We start from the raw sequence: 22,984 nt of genomic DNA, 5'->3' as shown, positions 1-22,984 counted from the left end.
CATTTATGCGCACCGTGCAGAAGCAGATATTTTTACGACTTTTTATAATCAGTGTAGGCGTTTTGTAATACCACATGGTCGGCAATATATTTGGCATCGTGCCATACGCCGTAAATAAACGATGATGCCCGATTTACCAAATTAGGTAAGCCAAGGAAGTAAATACCACGCTCCGCTGAAATACCGCGCTTGTGGAACGGTATACCATTAGCGTCGAAGGCATCCACTTTCAGCCAGCTGAAATCAAATTTAAAACCGGTGGCCCAGATAATGCTGGTGATACCTGCAGCCTGCAGATCCAATTCTGATAATGGATTAATTAAACATTCTGGATCCGGCAGTAATTCCCATGCTTGCGGTTCGGGCGGTAAATCCAGGCCATTGCGTTCAATATAAGCATCGGCATCACGCAGCACGTCAAAATAGGCTTTGTCGCCCTCAGCAATATTCTCCACTAAACCATCGGCAAAGCTTAGCACGCCGTTATTCCAGGTTTTGGTGATACCAACCAGCGTAATTCCCATATGTGCCAGTCGGCGAAAATCGACCGTTTTTCCCCCTTCATAACCACTTACGGCAAAAGCAACGTGCTGTTTCTTTGGCTTGATTTTGACTTCATCCCACAAGCCCAGCGCGCCCAGCCACCAGCAATAATCGCGGTCGCGATACGAACGTGGCGGACGGTAATGTTCACCGATGGAAAGTGTCACTTCACGGCCAGATTTACGTAATTCCTCCGCAATTTGTGAGCCTGAAGCGCCTGCCCCCACCACCAGCACGCCGCCCTGCGGCAGCTGCTGCGGATTTTTATAGGCCGATGAGTGAATTTGATGCAGTGCAGCGGCTTCCGGCACGATCTGCGGGAAAGCGGGTTTCTGGAAAGGACCGGTTGCCGCCACCACATTGTCAGCTTCAAATTCACCGACCGAGGTCAGTACTTTAAAACCGCTACGTTCCGGCAGGCGCTCAACCGAATACACTTCCACGCCAGTACGCACCGGCGCATTGAGCATTTTTACGTAGTCTTCGAAATATTGCGCCATGCGCTCTTTCGGAGGAAAGGCTTCCTGGGAAATATTATCGAATTTCATTGAAGGAAAACGATCGTGCCAGGCTGGGCCATTGGCAACCAATGAATCCCAACGTTCTGAACGCCAACGTTCAGCAATACGGCTACGCTCGAAAACCACATGTGGCACGCCCATTAATGACAGATGTTCACTCATCGCAATACCTGCCTGACCCGCTCCGACCACCACGGTATTAATTTTTTCTACTGACATGTGAGATCCCTAAAGATGATCGCCCCCGCTCTTTTCATGGAAAAGAGTAATCAGGTGCCGTATGACTGATATTCAGGTTAATAAATGCTGCGCCATTAAATAAGCACAGCATTCAGTGTTAATACATCAATGCCCTGCTTCGACGTTTAATATTTTCCCTAAACCTAAAAACTTATTCGCGATAATTAACATCGTTGCCGTCACCGCAATATAAATAACCGACAGTGCAGCCAGCGTTGGGTCGGCAAACTCACGCACATAGTTGTACATCGCCACCGGCAAGGTTTGCGTGGCTTGCGTGGTAATAAACAGCGAAGCGGTAAATTCGTTGAAGGACAGGATGGCAGCAAATAACCAACCACCAAACAAGCCCGGCAAAATCAGCGGCACGGTAATGGTCCACACCACGCGCAGCGGCGAAGCACCGAGGCTTGCAGCAGCTAATTCAATACGCTGTTCGAGGTTTTTCAGCGACACATACACGCTGCGCAGCACAAACGGCAGCACCAGCACGATGTGGCAGAAGATCACCAGCGGATAACCGCGTCCAATGCCCAGTTGAGAGACCAGCATCAGTAAGCCGAGACCAATGGTGAAGTGCGGAATAAACAGCGGTGACAACAGCACACCTTCCAGCACCTGTTTACAAGGGAAACTGTAACGTTCAATGGCGATCGCCAGCGTGGCACCGATAATCACCGCCAGCGTTGACGCCCACGCCGTCACAATCAATCCCGAACAGAAACCGTGGCGGAAGTCATCGTAATTCACCGCACGTTCGAACCAGCGCAGCGACCAGCCTTTTGGCGGGAAGAACAACACTGAGGTATTGCTGAACGAGGAGATGAACACCACAATCGTTGGCAGTAATACGAACAGCAAAATCGCGATAACCAGCGCGCGTCCCGCCAGTGTGATCAATTTATCGTTGAGGGAGCGGGTCATATCAGTGCTCTCCCATCGCATGGATGAAGCGGCTCATACGTTTCAGCGCCATCAACAGCAGAATGGTCAGAATCAAACCGGCAATGCTGAGCGCAGCGGCAAACGGAAAATTCATTGAAGAGAAGCCCAGCTGATAAACCATGGTTGCCACGGTGCTAACGCGTCCGCCGCCAATCAGCTGCGGGGTTGCGAAAGCGCTGAACGTCCAGGCAAACGCCGTGGTCAGGCTGGAAACGATACCGGGAATCGACAGCGGAATGGTCACCGTCAGCAAGGTCCGAATCGGCCCTGCGCCCAGGCTGGTGGCGGCTTTCTCATAATCGGGATTGATGTGCGACAGCGCAGTCGCCAGCATCATCACCATGATTGGCATGGTTACATGCACCAGCGCGACCACCACGCCGGTTTGAGTAAACATGAACTGGATCGGCTTGTTAATCAGCCCCATTGCCAGCAGCAGGCTATTGAGGAAGCCGCTATTGCCCAGCACGATGATCCACGAATAAGTGCGTACCACTTCGCCAAGAAACAGCGGCGTAATGGCGATAATCAAAATGGTGGATTTGATCCAGGTGGTGCGCGTTCTCACCAGCGCATACGCCAGCGGATAACTCATCAGCAGGCCAAAAATCGCGGTTTTTGCGCTGAGCATCACCGTGTTGATAAAAGCATCGGCATAGATTTTCTTAAATAGCCCGTTAAAGTTCGCCAGCGTGAATCCACCCACATCAAGCGATCCGGGAATATAGGCCCGCACGCTAAACTGCATCACGGCAAACATGGCCACCACCAGCCCAAGCGCCGTAAACGTGGCGGGGATAATGAACCAGGGTAAGAATGTCGGTTTTTTCGTCATAGACGTTGCTGCCTGAATAAAGTGTTGCGACTAACCGGGCGACCAAACGGCCGCCCCTATTTATTAATGCGACATGATGTTTTCAGAGAACCACTGACGCCACTCGGCGGTTTTTTCCGCGCGCAGTTGTGGATCGGTGTTGATGGTGGCATTCCACTGTTCTGGCGTGGTCAGCATGCCAGGCAGTTTCGCCAGTTCCGGATCGATATGCGCATTGGTCACCGTTGGGCTGCCGCGATAGATCTTCGCCACTTCCTGCTGGATTTCCGGTTTCAGCGCGATATTCATGAACTTGTAGGCCAGTTCCGCGTGTTTGGTGCCTTTGTTGATACCGACGGTATCAACGCCCAAAATTGCACCCTCTTTTGGAATGGCCAGCTTAATGTTGACGCCTTCTGCAATCATGCTGTAGGCGTTCATCGACAGCATCACCTGCACCGGCGTTTCACCCGTGGAGATCAGCTGCTGGCTGTTGGCATCATCGGTATAGAAGGATTTGATGTTCGGGATCAGCGCTTTCAGTTTGGCCTGACCTTGTTCCCAGTGCGCGGCATCAGTGCCAGAGAGTTTGGCGGAGACCGCAATGATATGGCTCGGATCCCAGTCTGGCAGCGCAATCGAGCTTTTCAGTTCTGGACGCCACAGATCGTTCCAGCTGGTAAATTCTTCGCCCTTCGGTACTAAATCTGGACGATAGCCGATGGTGTAAACGTAGCCCCACACGCCAAGGTGATACGGGCTGACTTTGGCCTGCTGGACCAGATTCACCGCGTTAGGGATTTTGCTCATGTCGAGCTTTTCAAACAGGCCGCTGTTGGCATACAGATAACCGACATGCGCGGTGGTAAAGGTGACGTCGGTTTCCGGCGAGCCGCCCGCCAGCTTGGCTTTATTTAGGCGATCAATGGTGCCGCCAGTGACAAACTGCACTTCTACGCCGGTTTCTTTGGTGAACTCTTTGGCGATGGTTTGATCAATCAGATCTTTAAAGCTGCCGCCCCAGGTGCTGACAATCAGCTTATCTGCGGCCATCGCATTCCCTGCGCTCAATACACACGTGGTCAATAACGTTAAGGCACCAATCTTACGCAACATATTTTCGTCCCCAATGAATGAAATGGCTGTTATAGCTGCTTTGCACCACCGTCTGGTCCATCGCGTCGCAATGCACTAAAACAGTGCGAAGGCGGTTCTCGGGTGTTGAAGCGATAATGCCGTTGCGTTGAGATTGGGTAAAACAGCATTTCCCTCGCTGTTGCATCAGAATTTCTGAGGCTAAAAAAGCGGCCTGCTTAGCAAGGATTTTCTTAAGCAGTAGTGAGGCAGAAGCGAATGGGCGCTGGCGCATGAACAGGTGATTATGCTGTGAGTCGGAATTTGGCATGAGAAATGCTTGAGCTAAATCGACACTATTAGAATGACTGACGCGACATGAGCGTGTCAGCGATCTCAGGAGAACCTGTATGCTCAGTCGCATCACCCAGCGTCAGCTGGAATATTTTGTCGCTTCCGGTGAAGCGGGCAGCATTATTGGCGCCTCGGAGCGTATTCACGTCTCCTCACCGTCGATTTCCGCAGCCATCACCCATATTGAGTCTGAGCTTGGCGTGCAGCTGTTTGTGCGTCACCACGCCCAAGGCGTTTCACTCACCGCAATCGGCCATCAGGTATTGAAAGAGGCCAAACTGATCCTCGAACAGATGTCGAATCTCTACACCATCGCGTCGGAATCGATGAACAACGTGCGCGGCCCGCTGCGCGTTGGTTGCCTTGATACGCTAGCGCCGATGTTGACGCCGGAACTGGTGTTTGGTTTTGGCCGCGCCTTTCCCGGCGTGCGCATCTCGCTGGTGGAGGGCAATCATGAGTTGCTGTTAAAACAGCTGCGCTCAGCCGATATCGATATCGCCCTTACCTATGATTTGGTGCCCGCCAGCGATGTCACTTTCCAGTCGCTGGCGCAGCTGCCGCCCTATGTGATGGTGGGTGAGCATCATCCGTTCGCCACGCAATCTGCGGTATCGATCCAGGATCTGGCTGAAGTGCCTATGGTGCTGCTGGATATGCCGTGGAGTCGGGAATATTTTCTTGGCTTGTTCAGCGAAGCCGGTGTGACGCCAAATGTGGTGATGCGATCCAGCAGTATGGAAACGGTGCGCGCGATGGTGGCGAACGGTGTTGGCTTTGGTATCGCCAACGTGAGACCCAAAGCGCACTTGTCGCAGGATGGTAAACGCCTGATTCGCGTGCGGTTGGCGGGCGTTAACAAGGCGATGCAGTTGGGTTATGCCACCATGGCGCACGTACAGCAATCCATGGTGGTGAGCGCGTTTGCCGAGCGTTGCCGCATGTTTATTTCCGACCAATATATTCCCGGCATGGCGGCACCGAGTTATTTCGATCCACAAGTGGTGCGGGTGGCGTGATGATGTTGGTCGCCGTAAATGGCGACCACCGATTAATATCCCTGCTGCGGGAATACCTGATGCAACACCGGTTCACCACGCGCGGCGCGCTGGATATTTTCGGCAACCTGCGGTGCGGCGCTGGCGGGAATGGCGACCGACGCCAGATGCGGCGTAATCAACACATTATCCATCGCCCACAGCGCATCTTCCGGCGGCAACGGTTCGCGGTCGAATACATCCAGCGTGGCTTGACCAATATCCCCACGCTGCAGCGCTTGTGTTAACGCCACCTGATCGACAATCGCCCCGCGCGACACATTAATAAACGCGCTACCGGGCGGTAAGAGTGCTAACCGTTCAGCACTCAGCAATCCCTGAGTTTGCGGCGTGAGCGGCAGCATCACCACCAAAACATCGCTGCTGGCGAGGAAATCATCCAGCGCCTCTATTCCGCTGCTACAGGAAATGCCGTCGATGGTTTTTTGCGATCGCGACCAGCCACGCACATCCAATCCCTGACGCACCAACTCCTGCGCGGCGTGCGCGCCCAACTCACCCAATCCCAGCACGCCAACGCGCACGGTTTCCGGTGAACGCGGATGCACGTAATGCCAGCGCCGTTCACGTTGTGCCCGCTCAAACGCCGGAATATCGCGCACATAACGCAGCACGGCAAACAGCACGAAGCTGGCCATCATGCGCGCCATTTGCGGGTCAGACAAACGAACAATCGGGATATCCGGCAAATCATCGCGTCCGACCAGCGAATCAACGCCCGCACCCAGATTCACCAACAGTTTCAGGTTGCGGTATGCAGCGAAAAAGCCGTGCGGCGGTTTCCACACCAACGCGAAATGTACTTCCTCGACGTTTTGCACCTCTTCTGCGCGACAGATATTCACGCCCGGCAGATGCGGCGCGAGCAACGCTGACCACTGTTCAAAGCTGTCGAACTCGCTGTAAAACACCAAGGCACTCATGCCGCATGCGCCTTAATCAACTCGACCACCGCATCAATCGCAAGTTCGTAACCGATCACGCCCAAGCCGGCAATCACGCCGGTGGCGGCTTTTGATACCATTGAATGATGGCGGAACGGCTCGCGTTTCCAGATGTTGCTCATGTGCGCTTCGATGATCGGGCCATCAAACATCAGTAACGCATCAAGGATTGGCACCGAACTGTAGGTTAAACCAGCGGCGTTGATGATCAATCCGGCGGCCTGCTGTCGTGCTTCCTGAATCCAGTCAACCAACACGCCTTCGTGATTGCTCTGGCGAAATTGCAGCGTGATATTGTGCGAAGCCGCCCGGCGCTGGCAGCGTTCACCGATGCTGGCAAAGCTTTCTGTGCCGTAGGTGCCGCTTTTGTCCATGCCGTACAGGTTAGCATTCGGGCCGTTGAGGAAATAGATTTGCTGATTCATGTGAGTTCCTAAGTCGCTATGCGGTGGTCACCATAAATGGCGACCCTACGGTTAAAGGGCCTGTTATTCGTAGGGTCGCCATTTATGGTGACCGAATGACGATTTACAGGGATCAATGTGGGCGCGTGCTGGCCATCGCTGGATGGGCATCGAACAGGGCAAACCAGGCGGCAGTCAGCGGATGGTTTGTTCGCCAGTTAAGGTCGGCAAAGCGGAAATCGAGATAACCGAGCGCGCAGCCGATAGCAATCACACCAAGATTGTCAGGCTGAGTGCTAAAACCACTAACATGGCGTTCAATTTCCGCCAACGCGGCACTGACTTTCTTCAATTGTCCATCGGCCCAACCTTGCCACTGCTTTTCCGCTGGACGCGCGCTGAATTCATAACGCGCCAGCAAAGCGGCATCGACCAAACCATCGCCTAACGCCTGCCGCGATAAGGTGATCCAACGCGTGTCACCGTGCGATGGCAACAAATCGCCCTGCGCGCGAGTAATTAGGTATTCACAAATCACACGGCTGTCGTACAGGCACAACCCTTCTTCCGTGCGCAGCGCCGGCACTTTAGCTAACGGATTAAAGGTGGCAATGCGCTCGTCACGTTCAATCGGATGTGCCGCGGAATCTAACAGCTCAATCTCATGAGTCAGCCCAAGACAATGTGCAGTGACCATCACTTTGCGCACATAAGCGGATGTAGTGGCGTAAAACAGTCGCATCATGTCAGCGCTCCCGGCTGATCCACGCTGAGCAGCACTTTGCCAATGTTGGCGTTGGCTTCAAGGATGCGATGCGCATCGGCCGCCTGCGCCAGCGGCAAAACTTGATGCAGCGTGGGGACGATTTTGCCTGCGGCGATGAGCGGCAGCAGATGCTTGCGGATGCACTCAGCCAGGCGCGCCTTTTCAGCCGCGCTTTTGGGGCGCAGCGTGGAAGAAGTCAAACTCAATCCTTTTCGCATCACCAATTGCAGATCGAGTTCGATCTTCGCGCCCTGCATAAATGACAAACTCACATGACGTCCGCCCTGCGCTAATACGCTAAGATTACGCGCCACGTAATCACCGCCGACGTTATCCAGCACCACATCCACGCCACGACCTGCGGTTTCCGCTGCAATCGCCGCGACAAAATCCTCTTTATGACGATCAATGGCGCGCCAGACGCCAATCTGTTGCAGTGCTGCGATTTTGTCAGCACCGCCTGCGGTGGCAATCACACGCGCGCCACAGGCCTGCGCACATTGAATGGCAAAAGTGCCGACGCCGCTAGCAGCACCGTGAATCAGCACGGTTTCGCCGGGTGCTAAGCGCCCCAACTCAAACAGGTTGTGCCACACGGTAAACGCCGCTTCGGGTACGCCTGCGGCATGCGACAACGGCAGATTATCGGGCAGCGGCAAACACAACTCAGCGCGCGCCACGCAATATTCGGCATAACCGCCACCGTTGAGCAGCGCCATCACCGCGTCACCGATGGCGAAGCCAATAACGTCTGCACCCAACGCCACCACGTCACCTGCCACTTCCAGACCTAACACATCTGTCGATCCCGGCGGAATGGGCATACCGTTGCGCTGCATAATATCCGGACGATTAACACCCGCGCTGGCGACACGAATCAGCACTTCGCCCGCCGCAGGTTGTGGCACAGCACGCTCCACAACCGTTAAAACCTCTGCGCCACCCGGCTGGCTGGCTAATACTACTTTCATCATTTCAGGCAACATCGGAGCTTATCCCTGCTTAGCGGTGGTAAAAGCGCACACGCCTTCATCATCAAAGGTGATTCCCAGCACGCTGCCAACCGGCCAGCGCGTCAGGGAATCGAGCCCAGACTGACGCGCAAACAGCGATGCGCTGCCGAGCGCCGGCACATCAAGATGCACGTCAACGTGATCGCCCTGAAACACATGGGTGATCACCGTGGCGCTCAGGAAGGAGTGCGAAGACAGCGGCCCCAACTGAATGTTTTCCGGGCGCACATACACATCCAGACGCTCGCCAACATTCGCCTGAACACGCTCTGGTGGCAGACGCAGCGCGTTGCCCCCCAGCTCAAGCACCGCCGCGTGATCGCGTCCAGCATAACGTCCCGGCAGAATATTGACGTCACCGACAAAGCCCGCCACAAAAGGATCGCGCGGCTGGCGATAGATCTCATCTGGCGTACCGATTTGGCGCACGTGCCCCGCTGACATCACCACCACGCGATCGCTCATGCTCAGCGCTTCGCCCTGATCGTGAGTGACAAACACCGTGGTGACGCCCAATTTGCGCTGGATCGCTTTCAGTTCGACCTGCATTGATAAACGCAGATTTTTATCCAGCGCGGAAAACGGCTCATCCAGCAACAAGACTTTGGGCCGGATCACCAGCGCACGCGCCAGCGCCACGCGCTGCTGTTGTCCGCCGGAGAGTTCACGTGGCTTGCGATGGCCGTAACCTGCCAGCTTGACCAAGGCTAATGCTTGCTCAACCCGCTCGGCGATTTCGGCCTTAGGCACGCCGCGCATACGCAGGCCGTACCCGACGTTTTTCTCTACCGTCATATGCGGGAACAGCGCGTAGTTTTGGAATACGATGCCGATTTCACGCTGGTAAGGTGGAATTTCGGTCACCAACTCACCATCAATAAAAATCTCGCCGCCGTCGGCTTCCGCAAAACCAGCCATCAGGTTTAGCAGCGTGGTTTTGCCACAGCCCGACGGGCCGAGCAGCGTTATAAATTCCCCTTCTTCAATGGTCAGGGAAATTTTGTGCAGCGCGATAGCGTCGCCAAATCTTTTCAGCACGCCATCTAACTGCACGGCGACGTTACTGGCTTTCGCTGATAGATGCGGCATATCGGGCTGCGGGAATCGGGTAATTTCTGCACTGACCATGAACTCTCCAAAACTGTCTTGCGTGACAACGTCACGGAAATTATTGACTCATCCATGCGGCTAAGCGTTGCAACATGGCGTCACAGGCATCTAACTGCGCGATGCTGATGAATTCGTCGGGTTTATGACCTTGCGCCATGCTGCCTGGCCCACAAATCACGCTGGGAATACCGGCCTGATGGAATAAGCCGCCTTCGGTGCCAAATGCGACGGTACTGAAGTCGCTGGATTGAGTTAAATAGGCGATCAGTCGCGCGGCCTCACTTTGGGCATCAGTCAATAATCCTGGATAGCCGCTGATCGGATAAAAACGGATCGCGCTGTCCGCTGCGATGGCCTGCATGCGTGGCACCAACTCTGTTTGCGCAAACGCATCCAGCTCATCGGCGATGGCTTGCGCATCATCCTGCGGCAAGGTGCGCACTTCGAAATCAAAGGCGCATTCGGCGGGCACTATATTCAATGCGCGGCCGCCGCTGATGATGCCGGTTTGTACGGTGGTAAATGGCGGATCAAAACGAGAATCCTGATGTTGTGCCTTCCGCTCGCCAATCGCCGTTAACTGCTGGATCAATCTCGCGGCATATTCGATGGCATTGACGCCCTGCGGCGCATAGGCCGAATGGCAAGCCGCACCCTTCACTTCACAACGCACGCCCAATTTGCCCTTATGACCCAGCACCGGTTGCAGTTCAGTAGGTTCACCGATCAGGCAGATGGCCGGTTTTTCCGGGCGCTGCGCCAGCGCATCCAGCAAAGTGCGCACGCCAAGGCAGCCGACCTCTTCGTCGTAGGAGATCGCCAGATGCAGCGGCTGTGTAAGGGGTTGTGCCAGAAAATGGGGCACTGCCGCCAGCATGCAGGCGATGTAGCCTTTCATATCGGTGGTGCCGCGGCCGTATAACTTGCCATCACGTTCGGTCAGTACAAACGGCGGCACGCTCCAGTTTTGCCCATCCACCGGCACCACATCGCTGTGGCCGGACAGCATCACGCCGCCATCGCCAGCGGGCCCAAGGCGCGCATACAAATTGGCTTTACTGCGTTCTGCGTTGTGGATCAGCTCACAGCTCACACCCAGATCACTCAGGTATCGCCAGACGAAATCGATCAATGCCAGGTTGGATTCACGGCTGGTGGTGTCAAACGCCACCAGCTTTTCAAGCAGTTGTCGGCTGGTAAACATGGGAACTCCTACTCGTCGCCCGGCACGCCGTAACGGGGTGCCTTGGTTGGATCGATGGCGCGCGTCACGTAATCGTTCATTTGCGGTTGATAGGCCAGCCACAGTTGGTTGAGTTCGCCAATCGCATCGCCTTCCGTCCAGTCAACGCGCAGATCGACAATTGGCCACACCTGATCATCAACGATCGACAATGCCGAGGAGTGCACCGGCCCCGCTTCACCGCCGGCCTGCATGCCCGCCTGCATCGCCGCGATTAAGCGCTCAGCTAAATGGCCGGAATGCTGCTCGAAGGCGCCTACCATTGCCGGAATCACCTCAGGGTTAGCCAGCAAATTACCCGCCGCCACGCAGTGATGACCGGTTTGCGTGTTATTAATGCCAAGGGTTTTATCGCCGCTAAAGCAGGCGGTCCGGCCATTCGCGGCTAACACCGTCACCTGGCGATAATGGTGATATTCATCGCTGGCCAAACCGGCTTTAAGCGCGGCTTCTGCGCTATCGCCTTGTTGCAGGCGATCAAGAATGCGCGGACCTAACGCCGGTAAGGTGATGTTTTGAGTTGATACCGCGCCTACCGCTGAGCGTAGCCATGGGCAACGTGCACCCACCGCAATGCTGGATGAGCTAATGGCAATGCCGATTTGGCCGGTTTCGTCACAGCGTCCCACAATGGATAACGTCATCGTCTCCCGCCTCTTATTCCGCTTGCCAGTCGTCTGGGATTACCGCGATCACATCGATTTCCATCAACCATTGCGGCTGACCTAAACCGGAAATCACCAAGCCGGTGGAGATTGGGAACACACCTTTCAGCCATTTACCCACCACCTGATACACCGGCTCGCGATAACGTGGGTCGATGATGTAGGTGGTGGTTTTAACGATGTGCGACAAGTCGCTACCCGCTTCTTCCAGTAGCTGTTTAACGTTCTTCATCGCCTGATCGGCTTGCGCGGCGGGATCGCCTAATCCCACCAGATTGCCCGCAAAGTCAGTGCCAATCTGTCCACGGACATACACGGTGTTGCCCGCGCGCACCGCCTGACAGAGATCGTTATCCAGCGCCTGATTGGGATAGGTTTCTTTGGTGTTGAATTTACGGATGCGAGTATGTGTGGTCATGCTTGCCTGCTATGCGAAAAGGGTTTGCGCAAGGTATACCTTCCCACGCGTGGCAGCGAAAACAGCATTAACCGAGGTGTTGCTTTAAAAAATCCGAAGGAGCTCACGGTGATGATTTTTAGCATTAAATTGTGATCATCATCACCAGCCGCTTAACCGGCGTTTACCGGGCGCGCGTTCTGCGGTATACCACCCTCCTTCTTCAGCTAACTCTCAGATAAGGATATAAAAATGTTTACAAAGCAGTATGAGGTTGATGAAAAACATATCGATTTTCAGGGCGTGGTCGATGGCCTCTATTATCCGTTTTATATGGAGTGGACGCGCCATGCTTACATGCGTGAAGCCCTGGGTATCGATATGGAAGAAGAGTTTAAGCAGGGCAAAATTTACATGGTGCTGGAGTATTCCTTGCGCTTTCGTAAGAGCCTGGTGAAAGGTGACCAGGTTGAAGTGACCTGTGTGCTGGCGAAGAATGAGAAACGCAATCGCGTTAATTTTGTACAGCAGATTCTAGTCAATGGCGTGGTGTATGCCGATGCGACTTTTGTTGCCACCTGCCTGCAGAATGGACGCCCTTCCATGCCTGATGCAGTGATGAACGCGTTAGCGGATGCTTGATGCGGTTTTGGTAAGGGTCGCCATGAATGGCGACCCTACGTACATTTAGCCATAGAGTTCGGCTTTACCCACTGAAGAGAACAACCGCATCTTATGCGCGACCACCTCTTTTGCAGCGGCAATCGGTTTCAGGAACAATTCACTCGGTTCATGCCCACCGCGTTTAATCTCCTCTTCCAGCATGACAAAAAAGGCTTTCTTCATATCGCTGGAAATATTGATTTTACTGACGCCATGTTCAATAGCTTCGGCAACTTCGCTGTCTTTATTGCCGGAACCACCATGCAATACCAGCGGAATATCCACGCGTGCGGCAATCTCTTTCAAGCGGGGAATATCCAGCTTTGGTTGTTTACCGGCTGGATAAAGCCCGTGCGATGTACCAATAGCAACCGCTAAGGTATCCACGCCGGTCTCTTTGACAAAGCGTTCTGCCTGATCGGGATCGGTAAAGAGGATTTCGCTGTGGCCGCCTTCCGCACTCCCCTCCGCTACGCCGATGGTGCCCAATTCCGCTTCCACCGACACATCCGCAGCGTGAGCGATTTCCGTCATTTTACGCGTCAGCGCAATATTCTCTTCAAATGGCAGCAAAGAAGCATCAATCATCACCGAGGTGTAGCCGGTTTGAATGGCTTTAATATTGTGCTCAAGCGATTGACCGTGATCCTGATGAATCACCACCGGCACGCTGGCTTTAGCGCCTAACTCACGTAGATAAACAATAAAAGCATCACCCACGAAATCATGTTCTACCGGGTGTACTTCCAGAATAACCGGTGATTTAAGTTCTTCCGCCACTTCAATTACCAGACGAGCAAACTCAGCGGAGGCGATATTAAAAGCGCCGACACCAAACTTATTATTCTTAGCCACGCTCAAAAGATTCTTCATGTTGATTAACATCATTCACTCCTTCGGTAAGGGTTTCATTTACGTCTTTCTTAATAAATCGCAGGATTACCGCGGTGAAAACCGCACCCGCAGCAATCGCAAACATATAGGCCAATACATGTGTAATCACATTAGGGATAAACAGGACGAACACGCCGCCGTGCGGTGCGCGTGAAGCGCAACCTAACGCCATGGAGAGCGCACCCGCTAAACCTGAACCGGCACAAATTGCGGGAATCACGCGCAGCGGATCGGAAACCGCATAGGGAATTGCGCCTTCAGTGATAAATGACAGTCCTAATACATAGGTGACTTTGCCGGTTTCGCGCTCTTGAGCAGTGAATTTGCGGCCAAACAGCGTGGTAGCCAGCGCAATGCCTAATGGCGGAACCATGCCAGCCGCCATACAGGCGGCGATAGGTTCATAAATGCCGGTGGACATTAACCCGATGGCAAACATGCACACGGTTTTGTTTAACGGGCCGCCCATATCAAATGCGACCATTACGCCAATCATTAACCCCATAATGGCGGCATTCATGTTGCCCATGCTTTGCAGGAAAGCGGTCAGCGCTTCCAGCAACATTCTGATGGGCTGACCGATAACTAAAATCATTAATGCGCCGGTTAATAACACCGTCAGCAGTGGCACCATCAGAATCGGTTTTAAACCCGCAATCGCCTTAGGCAGATGAATATATTTCACTACCAGCAACGTGATATATCCGGCGAGGAAGCCGGCAAATAGCGCCCCAAGAAAGCCCGCACCGGTGTGCACTGCGAGCATGCCGCCGACCGCGCCAGACACAATACCCAGATTGCCACTGATTGATTTACTGATGCCGAGCGACAGAATCGGCAACATCAGCGCGAAAGCCGCACCGCCACCAATGTCAGACAGCATTTTTGCAATCGGACTGAAATTCGCATCGCCTGGCGTTGCTGCAGTAATACCAAAGGAAAAGCTGAGGGCAATTAATATGCCTCCGGCTATCACAAACGGAATCATCAGATTCACGCCGGTAATGAGATGAATATAGAGCTGCGACAAGGTGGATTTTCCGCTCTGCGTCTCGCTATCATCGCTGTTTAACGCTTCGCTATTGCTGTTCATCTCCGGCTTTAGCGCGCCGCTCATAATATTGCTTAATAATCCGCTGGCATCTTTCGCCGCGCGCGCCACCGGTACTTTAAATATGCGCTTTCCCTTAAATCGGCGTAAATCGATGACTTTATCGGCAGCGATCAATACTGCATCCGCCTGGCTAATATCATCCTGAGTGAAGTGATATTCACTCTCCACCGCGCCGTGGGTTTCAACTACAATGTCGATGCCCATCTTCGCTGCACTTTTTTTCAGATTGGCTTCTGCAATGTAAGTGTGCGCGACGCCTGTCGGACAGGCGGTAATAGCGATCAGTTTCATTATAAACTCCAGGTAAAAAGTTTATACTCCGGTATTATTGACGATTAGCCGATACAACTCTTCGTTGGTTTTGGCATTAATTAATCGTTCAACAATCTCATCATCACCCAATGCCACAGACACACGGGCTAATACTTTAATATGACCAATGCCGCTATCGGCATTGCGTACCGCAAATAAAATCACCAGTTTTACCGCTACGTCCTCTTCAGTTTCCCAGTCAACCGGCGTGCGTAAATTAGCCACCGCCATGCGGGTTTCATTCACTGCCACCGATTTACCGTGAGGTATCGCCACCTGATTATCAAACCCGGTTGGCCCCAGCGCTTCTCGCGCCATCACATCCTGAATAAATAAGGCTTTATCGTTAACAATATTTTCAGCATAAAGCAGTGAAGATAATGCCTCTATCACCTCAAATTTATTACTCGCCACTAAATCAGTAACCACGCATGAGCGGGTTAAAATATCTGACACGATCACTTTATCCAGCATGATGTTTCTCCTTCATATTTTCATCAGAAAAAAGTCTTTCTGAAACTCGCGCAATATCTTTCTTAGAGAAAATTGCCGAGACATAGGCAACCGGTAACTCAATATCCTCTAATTTGATGGTTGAGATAATTAAATCGCACGCCTTCATTTCCAGTGTGTTCGAGAGCTGACTGCCGGGAACGATGGCAATAATTTCCCATTCGGGAAACGCACGATTGATACGACTGGATAACAACTGCGATGTTCCTACACCACTGGAGCAAACTATAATGATCTTCTTAGCAGCACGGAATTTATCCAGCGCGGTTTGTAGGTAAATCGTCAGATAAGCCACTTCATCATCCGAGATATCCGCATAGCCATATTTTTGATTAATACGATCAGCTGCCTTTTTTACCGCATTAAAGGCGCTACCCAGCTCACTTTTAATTTCATCCAGCAATGGATTATGGATAGCGATGCCATAGGCAAGTCGATTGAGCATTGGCTTAATATGCTGAGCTAAATCGTGACGCAGTTTGTTATCCAGGCTAAGGTCGAGGCCTAAATCTTCTGATGATTCACGAATCAGCCCATCTGCGTAGCGATCGGCTTCGCTGTTGAGTGGTAACGGAAGGCTATCGCCTGACGTCAGCGTATGGCGGCCCGATGAAATCAGATATTGATAGATATAACTCACTTCAATCGCCGGTAAGATCATTCGGTACTCATCCTGCAACCAGCTCACGGCTTTCTCGGCAATCGTCCACTCCTTGCCCTCGTGTCGCGTATAGGTTTGTACGTCCGATTGCGCCGTAAGGCCCGCCGCACGTCGAATCGTCACCAGCAGATGTGAAAAGAGATTGGTGTAATAAGGCTCACTGATGGCACAGGTTAATTCATCTTCAATTAAACCAATGAGCGAGATGCAATTATCCACGTTCACCTTGCCAAACTGATCGACTAATTTGGTTCTGGAAAAACGGTCAATTCGGCTATCCGCTGTTTGATACTGACTTAATACACTTACGGTGATGATATCTTTTAACGCCATACGTATATTCAGATCGTTACCGTGGATATAGGTGCCTGAATGGTCGCGAATCAACGTCAAAGCGAATGTAGCCAGCCAGGCCTCGACCTTTTTCAAATCTTCCACAATTGAAGATCGGCTGACAAAAAATTTCTCCGACAGCGCGCTGAGTGATAATGGCGCGGGTGATTGCGTCAATAAATCAGTAGAAATGCCGACCAGGCGTTTAGTGCCCAATATTTCATGATGCTGTTCAGAGACAACTGATGTGCCGCGCGAGAAAACCGATCCGCCATCAAAGCGCAAACCTAATCCTGGCTTACTAATAATTGCGACGTTGATTGTCAGAACAAAATTCATTGATAACGTCAATATCTCTTCGCAGCGTACTGACAGAAATATCGAGAGATTCAGCAACCCGATTCGCCGGAACCCAATCATTCTCTGCGATCAGAAAATCAATAATTCCGTTTTGTCGTTGGTTCAGTGCTGTCATTCTTGACGCCCTTGGTTGTTTTTCACCGTTACCCACCATGGATACGTTTATACGAGAGATAAGCAACGAGGAAAATACTAAATGATGGGCAGAAGATGGACATATCGTTGAACACTTCATCACAACTGATAAGGCGAAAACAGATTTGAACTATGCGCGAGCTTAATTCGAAATAATATCTGAGGGATTATTTTGACGAGGTTATCATTTTTCAAAATAACTTATAAAAACGATCTGGGAAATGCAGGAAGTGTGATGGGCATCGACATGCTAATCGCAGATAGCGACTACTTTCTCCAGCAATTGATGTCTGGGTTTAATGAATTTAATGCTTTGCGCGAAAATTATTTAGGTCGCCATAAATGGCGACCCTACGATTTGATATGTATGGAAAGTAGTGAGATTACGCTCCTGCGCCGGATTGCGGCGCTGCGGGGATGCGTTTCCCCTTTAGCATATTTCGCAGTGCCGGTTCGGCATATTTTGTTATCAGGAAAGCAATGTAGTACAGCACGCAGGCCACCATGATAGGCATCAGCAGCATGACAACTTCACTCTTGATATAGACGTTAAGTTTAATCAGCGTGGCGATCATCTGGTTTTCATGAATCAGATAAAATGCGTAACTGGCAAATCCAACAGCCGTCAGGAAGCGTATCGAAAGCCAGCGCTCCATCTGCTTTGAGTAGAAACTGGCAACAAAGAACACCAGCACCATCAGCAACGGAATGACTGTCATTATGCCAGCATTTTTGACGAAATAGCCGAAGTTAATCAGCATCGCCACGGCGACAATCGCGTAATGGAACAGTTTATCGCGACCGTGCATACGTTCATAAACCAGGCAACCCACCATAAACCAGGAATAATGTATAAAACCAAACTTGGAAATTATATCGATAAGCATCGGATGCCCAAGCGATTTTAATACCGACGAAGCGGATAATAGCAACATTGGCACCAGTAAAGCAGGCAAGCAATATTTCCGGCCCAGAGTAAAGTAAACGGCACCAATAATCAGATAGAAAACCGCTTCGACATACAGTGACCAGAACGATCCCGCCATTGATTTAAATTCAATGCCGGTTAATTGTGTCAGGGTTTCCGGATTGGTAAACATCAATCCAGGCAGCAGATTCCTGACGTACGGCGTCATGGCTGACCATTCCGGGAAGAAACCGCCTAGTGCGAAAAGCAGCATGCTGGCAATAAACATCGCGGGAAACAGCCGCAGCCAGCGCTTTTTCAGGAAACTGATATAGCTGTTGGATTTATCCAGCGTCATAAAAATTACAAATCCTGAAATCATGAAAAATAGTTCTACGCCGAGCCAGCCAAAGCTGAAAAGTGGGATATGTTGTGTTTGCGCGACATAAGGCAATAATTCCGGCCATCGTGCGTAAGCGTGGTAACCGATAACTAACAGGATCGCCAGGCCGCGCATACCATCAAGGTGCGTTATACGTGCGTGCATAATTCCCTCAGGAAAGATGACTGGATGAGTAAAGTCAAATTAGCATTGACAGAGTTTTACAATCAATCAGGCTAATTCTGATTAAAGCAGATTGAAATCAGAGTCTCTTTAAAAAAGAAAGCCATTTATTAATGGAGAAACAATCCTATTTCCATCAAGTATCAATGACTAAATTAATGGAATTAGAAACTCAAATTTTCCATTACAGATTGTGATGCGGTCCCGGCCCAACAGATTCACGCAAAATTAATTCGCCAGAGAAGGTTTTGTCATTGCGCATTTCGCCGCCGTCCAGCATAGAAATCAAACGTTCGATGGTTTCCTTAATCATCTCTGTGACCGGCATTTTCACACTGGATAACGCCGGAATGGTAAACGGCGCCAGCGGGATATCATCGAACCCGATCACCGCCACTTGTGCAGGAACGGCAATCTGCGCTGCCGCAAGCGCTTTGAGCGCGCCCACCGCCATATCATCGTTGCTGGCCACCAGCGCTGAGAAATTCCTACCCTGCTTCAGCAACTGTTCCACCGCTGCCATGCCGTTTTGCGCCTGCCATTTTCCTTCGACCACCAGCGCATCATTAATTGGAATACCATGTTTGGTCAGCGCTGCCTGGTAGCCCGCCAAACGTTCACGCCCGGTCGGCGAATCCAGTGAACCGGTGATAAAGGCAATATCTCGATGACCCAGCGCAATCAGCTGCTCCACCGCAGCGCTGCTGCTGCGCTGTTGATCGGAATAGATGCAGTAACTGTCGTGCTGTCGTAGACGACGGTTAATCACCAATATCGGGTGTTTATGCTGCGCGATGATGTTGTCCATTTCATCGGTGGTGAGAAAACGCGGATAGATAATCACACCATCGCAACGCAAATCGAGCAGGAACTGAATGGCTGCGCGCTCCTCTTCGGCGCTGTGTTTACCATCCACTAACAGCAGCTGACGTCCCTGCTGTTCCATCAGGCGCGCGGAGTGCTGCATCAACTCGGTGAAGTAGCTGCCGGTATACAAAGTGTTGGTAATCACCAGCCCAATCGTCTGGCTGGATTTGGTTGCAAGATTGCGCGCCAGCAAGTTAGGGCGGAAATCGGTGGCAGCAATCGCCTGATACACCTTCTCGCGTTTTTCCTGGCTGACATAACCATTGCCAGACAACACGCGCGAAACGGTTGCTTTTGATACGCCGGCTACTTTTGCCACCTCGATTATGGTCGCCATGTTTCACTCTTTTTCGATGCTCATCGCATCAGTGTACCTAAGCGACGAAATGTACGGCAATTTTTCTGCCATCCCCTTATCAGCGCCCTTTCACTGACAGCGATCAACTTCACACTTTCAATCATTGAATTTTAAATTTCTTGCCTGGTTTGCATCACATCTTCATGATTTTGTGAAACCGGTTTCTTATGATTAAAAATCACCCAGAAAACCGCTGTACCTCTACCAAATAATCAGAGATCAAAAATCCATGGCTAAAAATTATGCGGACGTTTCGCGCGCCATCGTGGCTGCGCTAGGCGGCCTGAACAATATCGAAGCAGTGACGCACTGCATGACGCGCCTGCGCTTCGTGGTGAAAGACAGCGCGCACATTGATAACGCCGTGCTGAAAGCCATTCCCGGCGTGATGGGCGTCGTGCATACCGATACGCAATGTCAGGTGATCATTGGTAACAACGTGAACCTCGCCTATCAGGAAGTCCTGAAGCTCGGCACACCGAACAGCGACGGCGCGGCGCCTGTGAAACGCAAAATCACCCTGCGTAGCATCGGTGCCGGGATTCTGGATGCGCTGGTGGGCACCATGTCGCCGCTGATTCCGGCGATCATTGGTGGCTCAATGGTGAAGCTGCTGGCGATGGTACTGGAGATGAGCGGCGTGCTGGAGAAAGGCGCCTCCACTTTAATCATTCTCAATGTGATTGGTGACGGCGCGTTCTTCTTCCTGCCGATCATGGTGGCCGCTTCAGCCGCGCTGAAATTCAAAACCAACATGTCGCTGGCGATTGCCATCGCGGGCGTGCTGGTGCATCCCAACTTTGTCGATTTGATGGCCAAAGCGGCGCAAGGTCAGGCGGTGGAATTCGCCTATATCCCGGTGACGGCGGTGAAATACACCTACACGGTGATTCCGGCGTTGGTGATGACGTGGATTCTTTCGCACATCGAATACTGGATCGACCGCATTACGCCGGCGGTTACCAAGAACTTCCTGAAGCCGATGCTGATTGTGCTGGTGGCTGCGCCGATCGCTATTGTGCTGATCGGACCACTCGGCATCTGGATTGGTAGCGGTATTTCGGCGCTGGTTTACACCATTCACGGCTATCTTGGCTGGTTGTCGGTGGCGATCATGGGCGCGCTGTGGCCGCTGCTGGTGATGACCGGTATGCATCGCGTGTTTACGCCAACCATCATTCAAACCATTGCTGAAACCGGCAAAGAAGGCATGGTGATGCCGTCGGAAATTGGCGCCAATCTGTCGCTGGGTGGTTCTTCGCTGGCGGTGGCGTTCAAAACCAAAAACCCAGAACTGCGTCAAACCGCGTTTGCGGCGGCGGCATCGGCGATTGTCGCGGGCATTTCTGAACCGGCGTTGTATGGTGTGGCGGTCAGGTTGAAACGACCGCTAATCGCCAGCCTGATCAGCGGTTTTATCTGCGGCGCGGTAGCCGGTATTGGTGGGCTCGCCAGCCATTCGATGGCCTCGCCGGGCTTGTTCACCAGCGTGCAGTTTTTCGATCCCACCAATCCGATGAGCATCGTGTGGGTCGGCGGCGTGATGGTGCTGTCGGTGGTGCTCTCCTTCATTCTGACGTTGATTCTCGGCTTTGAAGATATTCCGGTTACCGAGCCCGCACAGCCAAAGCCGGTGACGGATGATGTCAAACCCGCCAACGTTAATTTATCCAAGGTGTAAAAGAGGTTTTTATGTCTGAAGTGACATTTCCAGAGGGATTTTTGTGGGGCGGCGCGTTAGCTGCCAATCAGTCAGAGGGGAGCTATCTGGCGGGCGGTAAAGGCTTAACCACGGTGGACATGATCCCGCACGGCGCGCATCGCATGCCGGTAAAGCTGGGTCAGGAGAAGCGCTTCGCACTGCGCAGCGATGAATATTACCCAAGCCATGACGCCATCGACTTTTACCGCCGCTACAAAGACGATATCGCGCTGATGGCGGAAATGGGCTTCACCGTGTTCCGCACCTCAATTGCCTGGAGCCGTATTTACCCGCAAGGTGATGAGCTGACGCCCAACGCGGAAGGCATCGCCTTCTACCGCAGCCTGTTTGAAGAGTGCCAGAAATATGGCATCACGCCGCTGGTGACGCTGTGCCACTTCGATGTGCCGATGCATCTGGTGACCGAATACGGTTCGTGGCGCAATCGTAAAATGATCGAATTTTTCAGCCGCTACGCGCGTACCTGCTTTGAAGAATTTAACGGTCTGGTGAAGTATTGGCTGACCTTTAACGAGATCAATATCCTGCTGCACAGCCCGTTTTCTGGCGCAGGTTTGGTGTTCGAACCGGGCGAAAATCCGGAGCAGGTGAAGTATCAGGCGGCACATCATGAATTGGTGGCAAGCGCGCTGGTGACCAAAATCGCCCATGAAATTAACCCGGAAAACCAGGTTGGCTGCATGCTGGCGGGCGGCAACTTCTATCCGTGGTCGTGCAAGCCGGAAGACGTGTGGGCGGCGCTGGAGAAGGATCGCGAAAACCTGTTCTTTATTGATGTGCAGGCGCGTGGCGCTTACCCTTCCTATGCCGCGCGGGTGTTCCGCGAGAAAGGCGTGGAGATTGCGATGGAACCGGAAGATGCCGCCACGCTGCGTCACACCGTCGATTTCGTCTCCTTCAGCTATTACGCCTCACGCTGCGCCTCGGCAGAGATGAACGAGCAAAACAGCAGCGCCGCCAACGTGGTGAAATCGCTGACCAATCCGCATGTCAAACGCAGCGATTGGGGCTGGGGCATCGATCCGCTCGGCCTGCGCATCACCATGAACATGATGTATGACCGCTACCAGAAGCCGCTGTTCCTGGTGGAAAACGGCCTCGGCGCGCGCGATGAAATCAACGCCGACGGCGAGATTAACGACGATTACCGCATCAGCTACCTGAAGGAACACATTCAGGCGATGGGCGAAGCGATTGCCGATGGCATTCCGCTGATGGGTTATACCACCTGGGGCTGCATCGATTTGGTGGCGGCATCGACCGGCGAGATGAGTAAGCGCTACGGATTTGTTTATGTCGATCGTGATGATAAAGGCAACGGCAGCCTTGAACGCATCCGCAAAAAATCGTTCTGGTGGTACAAGCAAGTGATCGCCAGCAACGGGCGGAATCTGGACGCGATTTAAATAGATGGTCGCCATGAATGGCGTAATGCTTTTCAGTTAAGAACGCATTTTGCTTTGAATAGGTAGCGGGCTCTGACACATC

The 22,984-nt window shown here is 52.4% G+C and carries 24 protein-coding genes; 4 read left to right on the top strand and 20 right to left on the bottom strand.

Going from position 1 to position 22,984, the window contains the following annotated elements:
• Positions 1-32: 32 nt before the first annotated feature.
• The 5 genes from NQH49_RS20930 to NQH49_RS20910 all read right to left on the bottom strand — a co-directional run bounded on the left by NQH49_RS20930 (position 33) and on the right by NQH49_RS20910 (position 4,468).
• Complete coding sequence (locus NQH49_RS20930; protein WP_256698671.1) at positions 33-1,283, bottom strand: flavin-containing monooxygenase; 1,251 nt, start codon at positions 1,281-1,283, stop codon at positions 33-35.
• A gap of 126 nt (positions 1,284-1,409) precedes the next feature.
• Positions 1,410-2,228 (bottom strand): ABC transporter permease, encoded by an 819-nt coding sequence (locus NQH49_RS20925; protein ID WP_256698670.1) that lies wholly within the window; start codon positions 2,226-2,228, stop codon positions 1,410-1,412.
• Position 2,229: 1 nt separating this feature from the next.
• Entirely contained in the window at positions 2,230-3,084 is an 855-nt protein-coding gene (locus tag NQH49_RS20920) for an ABC transporter permease (protein WP_256698669.1), read from the bottom strand.
• 63 nt (positions 3,085-3,147) lie between these two features.
• On the bottom strand, positions 3,148-4,179 hold the full coding sequence (locus NQH49_RS20915; RefSeq protein WP_008106832.1) for a polyamine ABC transporter substrate-binding protein: 1,032 nt from the start codon (positions 4,177-4,179) through the stop codon (positions 3,148-3,150).
• The gene (locus tag NQH49_RS20910) at positions 4,169-4,468 is read right to left on the bottom strand and encodes a hypothetical protein (RefSeq protein ID WP_256698668.1); all 300 of its coding nucleotides are present in this window, start codon (positions 4,466-4,468) and stop codon (positions 4,169-4,171) included. Before NQH49_RS20910 ends, NQH49_RS20915 begins: the two co-directional genes overlap by 11 nt.
• 79 nt (positions 4,469-4,547) lie before the next feature.
• On the opposite strand from NQH49_RS20910, the gene NQH49_RS20905 reads away from it, so the two are divergent.
• Positions 4,548-5,510, top strand: coding sequence for a LysR family transcriptional regulator (locus tag NQH49_RS20905; protein WP_008106834.1), 963 nt, complete (start codon positions 4,548-4,550; stop codon positions 5,508-5,510).
• Between the two features lie 32 nt (positions 5,511-5,542).
• Here NQH49_RS20905 and NQH49_RS20900 read toward each other — a convergent pair whose 3' ends face one another.
• The 8 genes from NQH49_RS20900 to NQH49_RS20865 all read right to left on the bottom strand — a co-directional run bounded on the left by NQH49_RS20900 (position 5,543) and on the right by NQH49_RS20865 (position 12,112).
• Entirely contained in the window at positions 5,543-6,472 is a 930-nt protein-coding gene (locus NQH49_RS20900) for a 2-hydroxyacid dehydrogenase (protein WP_256698667.1), read from the bottom strand.
• The gene (locus tag NQH49_RS20895; RefSeq protein ID WP_154157044.1) at positions 6,469-6,918 is read right to left on the bottom strand and encodes a type II 3-dehydroquinate dehydratase; all 450 of its coding nucleotides are present in this window, start codon (positions 6,916-6,918) and stop codon (positions 6,469-6,471) included. Before NQH49_RS20895 ends, NQH49_RS20900 begins: the two co-directional genes overlap by 4 nt.
• A gap of 112 nt (positions 6,919-7,030) precedes the next feature.
• On the bottom strand, positions 7,031-7,642 hold the full coding sequence (locus tag NQH49_RS20890; protein ID WP_256698666.1) for a glutathione S-transferase: 612 nt from the start codon (positions 7,640-7,642) through the stop codon (positions 7,031-7,033).
• Positions 7,639-8,637, bottom strand: coding sequence for an NAD(P)H-quinone oxidoreductase (locus NQH49_RS20885; protein ID WP_256698665.1), 999 nt, complete (start codon positions 8,635-8,637; stop codon positions 7,639-7,641). Before NQH49_RS20885 ends, NQH49_RS20890 begins: the two co-directional genes overlap by 4 nt.
• 18 nt (positions 8,638-8,655) lie before the next feature.
• Positions 8,656-9,804: an ABC transporter ATP-binding protein gene (locus NQH49_RS20880; RefSeq protein ID WP_256698664.1), complete on the bottom strand. Its 1,149-nt coding sequence runs from the start codon at positions 9,802-9,804 to the stop codon at positions 8,656-8,658.
• A 40-nt stretch (positions 9,805-9,844) separates the two neighbouring features.
• Positions 9,845-10,990 (bottom strand): acetylornithine deacetylase, encoded by a 1,146-nt coding sequence (gene argE, locus NQH49_RS20875; RefSeq protein ID WP_256698663.1) that lies wholly within the window; start codon positions 10,988-10,990, stop codon positions 9,845-9,847.
• 8 nt (positions 10,991-10,998) lie between these two features.
• Positions 10,999-11,673 (bottom strand): DUF1028 domain-containing protein, encoded by a 675-nt coding sequence (locus tag NQH49_RS20870; RefSeq protein ID WP_256698662.1) that lies wholly within the window; start codon positions 11,671-11,673, stop codon positions 10,999-11,001.
• Between the two features lie 13 nt (positions 11,674-11,686).
• The gene (locus NQH49_RS20865; protein WP_256698661.1) at positions 11,687-12,112 is read right to left on the bottom strand and encodes a RidA family protein; all 426 of its coding nucleotides are present in this window, start codon (positions 12,110-12,112) and stop codon (positions 11,687-11,689) included.
• A 231-nt stretch (positions 12,113-12,343) separates the two neighbouring features.
• On the opposite strand from NQH49_RS20865, the gene NQH49_RS20860 reads away from it, so the two are divergent.
• Positions 12,344-12,733: an acyl-CoA thioesterase gene (locus NQH49_RS20860; RefSeq protein ID WP_061719234.1), complete on the top strand. Its 390-nt coding sequence runs from the start codon at positions 12,344-12,346 to the stop codon at positions 12,731-12,733.
• Between the two features lie 45 nt (positions 12,734-12,778).
• Here NQH49_RS20860 and NQH49_RS20855 read toward each other — a convergent pair whose 3' ends face one another.
• From NQH49_RS20855 to NQH49_RS20825, 7 genes are all read right to left on the bottom strand, one after another.
• Positions 12,779-13,639 carry a ketose-bisphosphate aldolase gene (locus NQH49_RS20855; RefSeq protein WP_256699132.1) on the bottom strand — a complete coding sequence of 287 codons (861 nt, stop codon included), beginning with the start codon at positions 13,637-13,639 and terminating at the stop codon, positions 12,779-12,781.
• The gene (locus tag NQH49_RS20850) at positions 13,602-15,053 is read right to left on the bottom strand and encodes a PTS fructose transporter subunit IIC (protein ID WP_256698660.1); all 1,452 of its coding nucleotides are present in this window, start codon (positions 15,051-15,053) and stop codon (positions 13,602-13,604) included. Before NQH49_RS20850 ends, NQH49_RS20855 begins: the two co-directional genes overlap by 38 nt.
• 21 nt (positions 15,054-15,074) lie before the next feature.
• Complete coding sequence (locus NQH49_RS20845) at positions 15,075-15,548, bottom strand: PTS sugar transporter subunit IIA (protein WP_256698659.1); 474 nt, start codon at positions 15,546-15,548, stop codon at positions 15,075-15,077.
• Positions 15,538-16,920, bottom strand: a complete 1,383-nt coding sequence (locus tag NQH49_RS20840; protein ID WP_256699419.1) for a BglG family transcription antiterminator — start codon at positions 16,918-16,920, stop codon at positions 15,538-15,540. The genes NQH49_RS20845 and NQH49_RS20840 overlap by 11 nt, the downstream gene beginning before the upstream one ends.
• Positions 16,883-17,056, bottom strand: coding sequence for an HTH domain-containing protein (locus NQH49_RS20835; RefSeq protein ID WP_256699418.1), 174 nt, complete (start codon positions 17,054-17,056; stop codon positions 16,883-16,885). Before NQH49_RS20835 ends, NQH49_RS20840 begins: the two co-directional genes overlap by 38 nt.
• Positions 17,057-17,459: 403 nt before the next feature.
• Positions 17,460-18,530: an acyltransferase family protein gene (locus NQH49_RS20830; protein WP_256698657.1), complete on the bottom strand. Its 1,071-nt coding sequence runs from the start codon at positions 18,528-18,530 to the stop codon at positions 17,460-17,462.
• Positions 18,531-18,732: 202 nt separating this feature from the next.
• Positions 18,733-19,752 (bottom strand): LacI family DNA-binding transcriptional regulator, encoded by a 1,020-nt coding sequence (locus NQH49_RS20825; protein ID WP_256698656.1) that lies wholly within the window; start codon positions 19,750-19,752, stop codon positions 18,733-18,735.
• Between the two features lie 250 nt (positions 19,753-20,002).
• On the opposite strand from NQH49_RS20825, the gene ascF reads away from it, so the two are divergent.
• Positions 20,003-21,454: a PTS cellobiose/arbutin/salicin transporter subunit IIBC gene (ascF, locus tag NQH49_RS20820; RefSeq protein ID WP_256698655.1), complete on the top strand. Its 1,452-nt coding sequence runs from the start codon at positions 20,003-20,005 to the stop codon at positions 21,452-21,454.
• Between the two features lie 11 nt (positions 21,455-21,465).
• A complete protein-coding gene (locus NQH49_RS20815; RefSeq protein WP_256698654.1) occupies positions 21,466-22,902 on the top strand; it encodes a 6-phospho-beta-glucosidase in 1,437 nt (478 codons plus the stop codon).
• Positions 22,903-22,984 lie beyond the last annotated feature (82 nt).

The organism is Pantoea trifolii (genome assembly GCF_024506435.1).
GTDB lineage: Bacteria > Pseudomonadota > Gammaproteobacteria > Enterobacterales > Enterobacteriaceae > Pantoea > Pantoea trifolii.
Note: the sequence above shows the minus strand (reverse complement) of the source record. Positions and strands in the feature narration are given on the sequence as shown.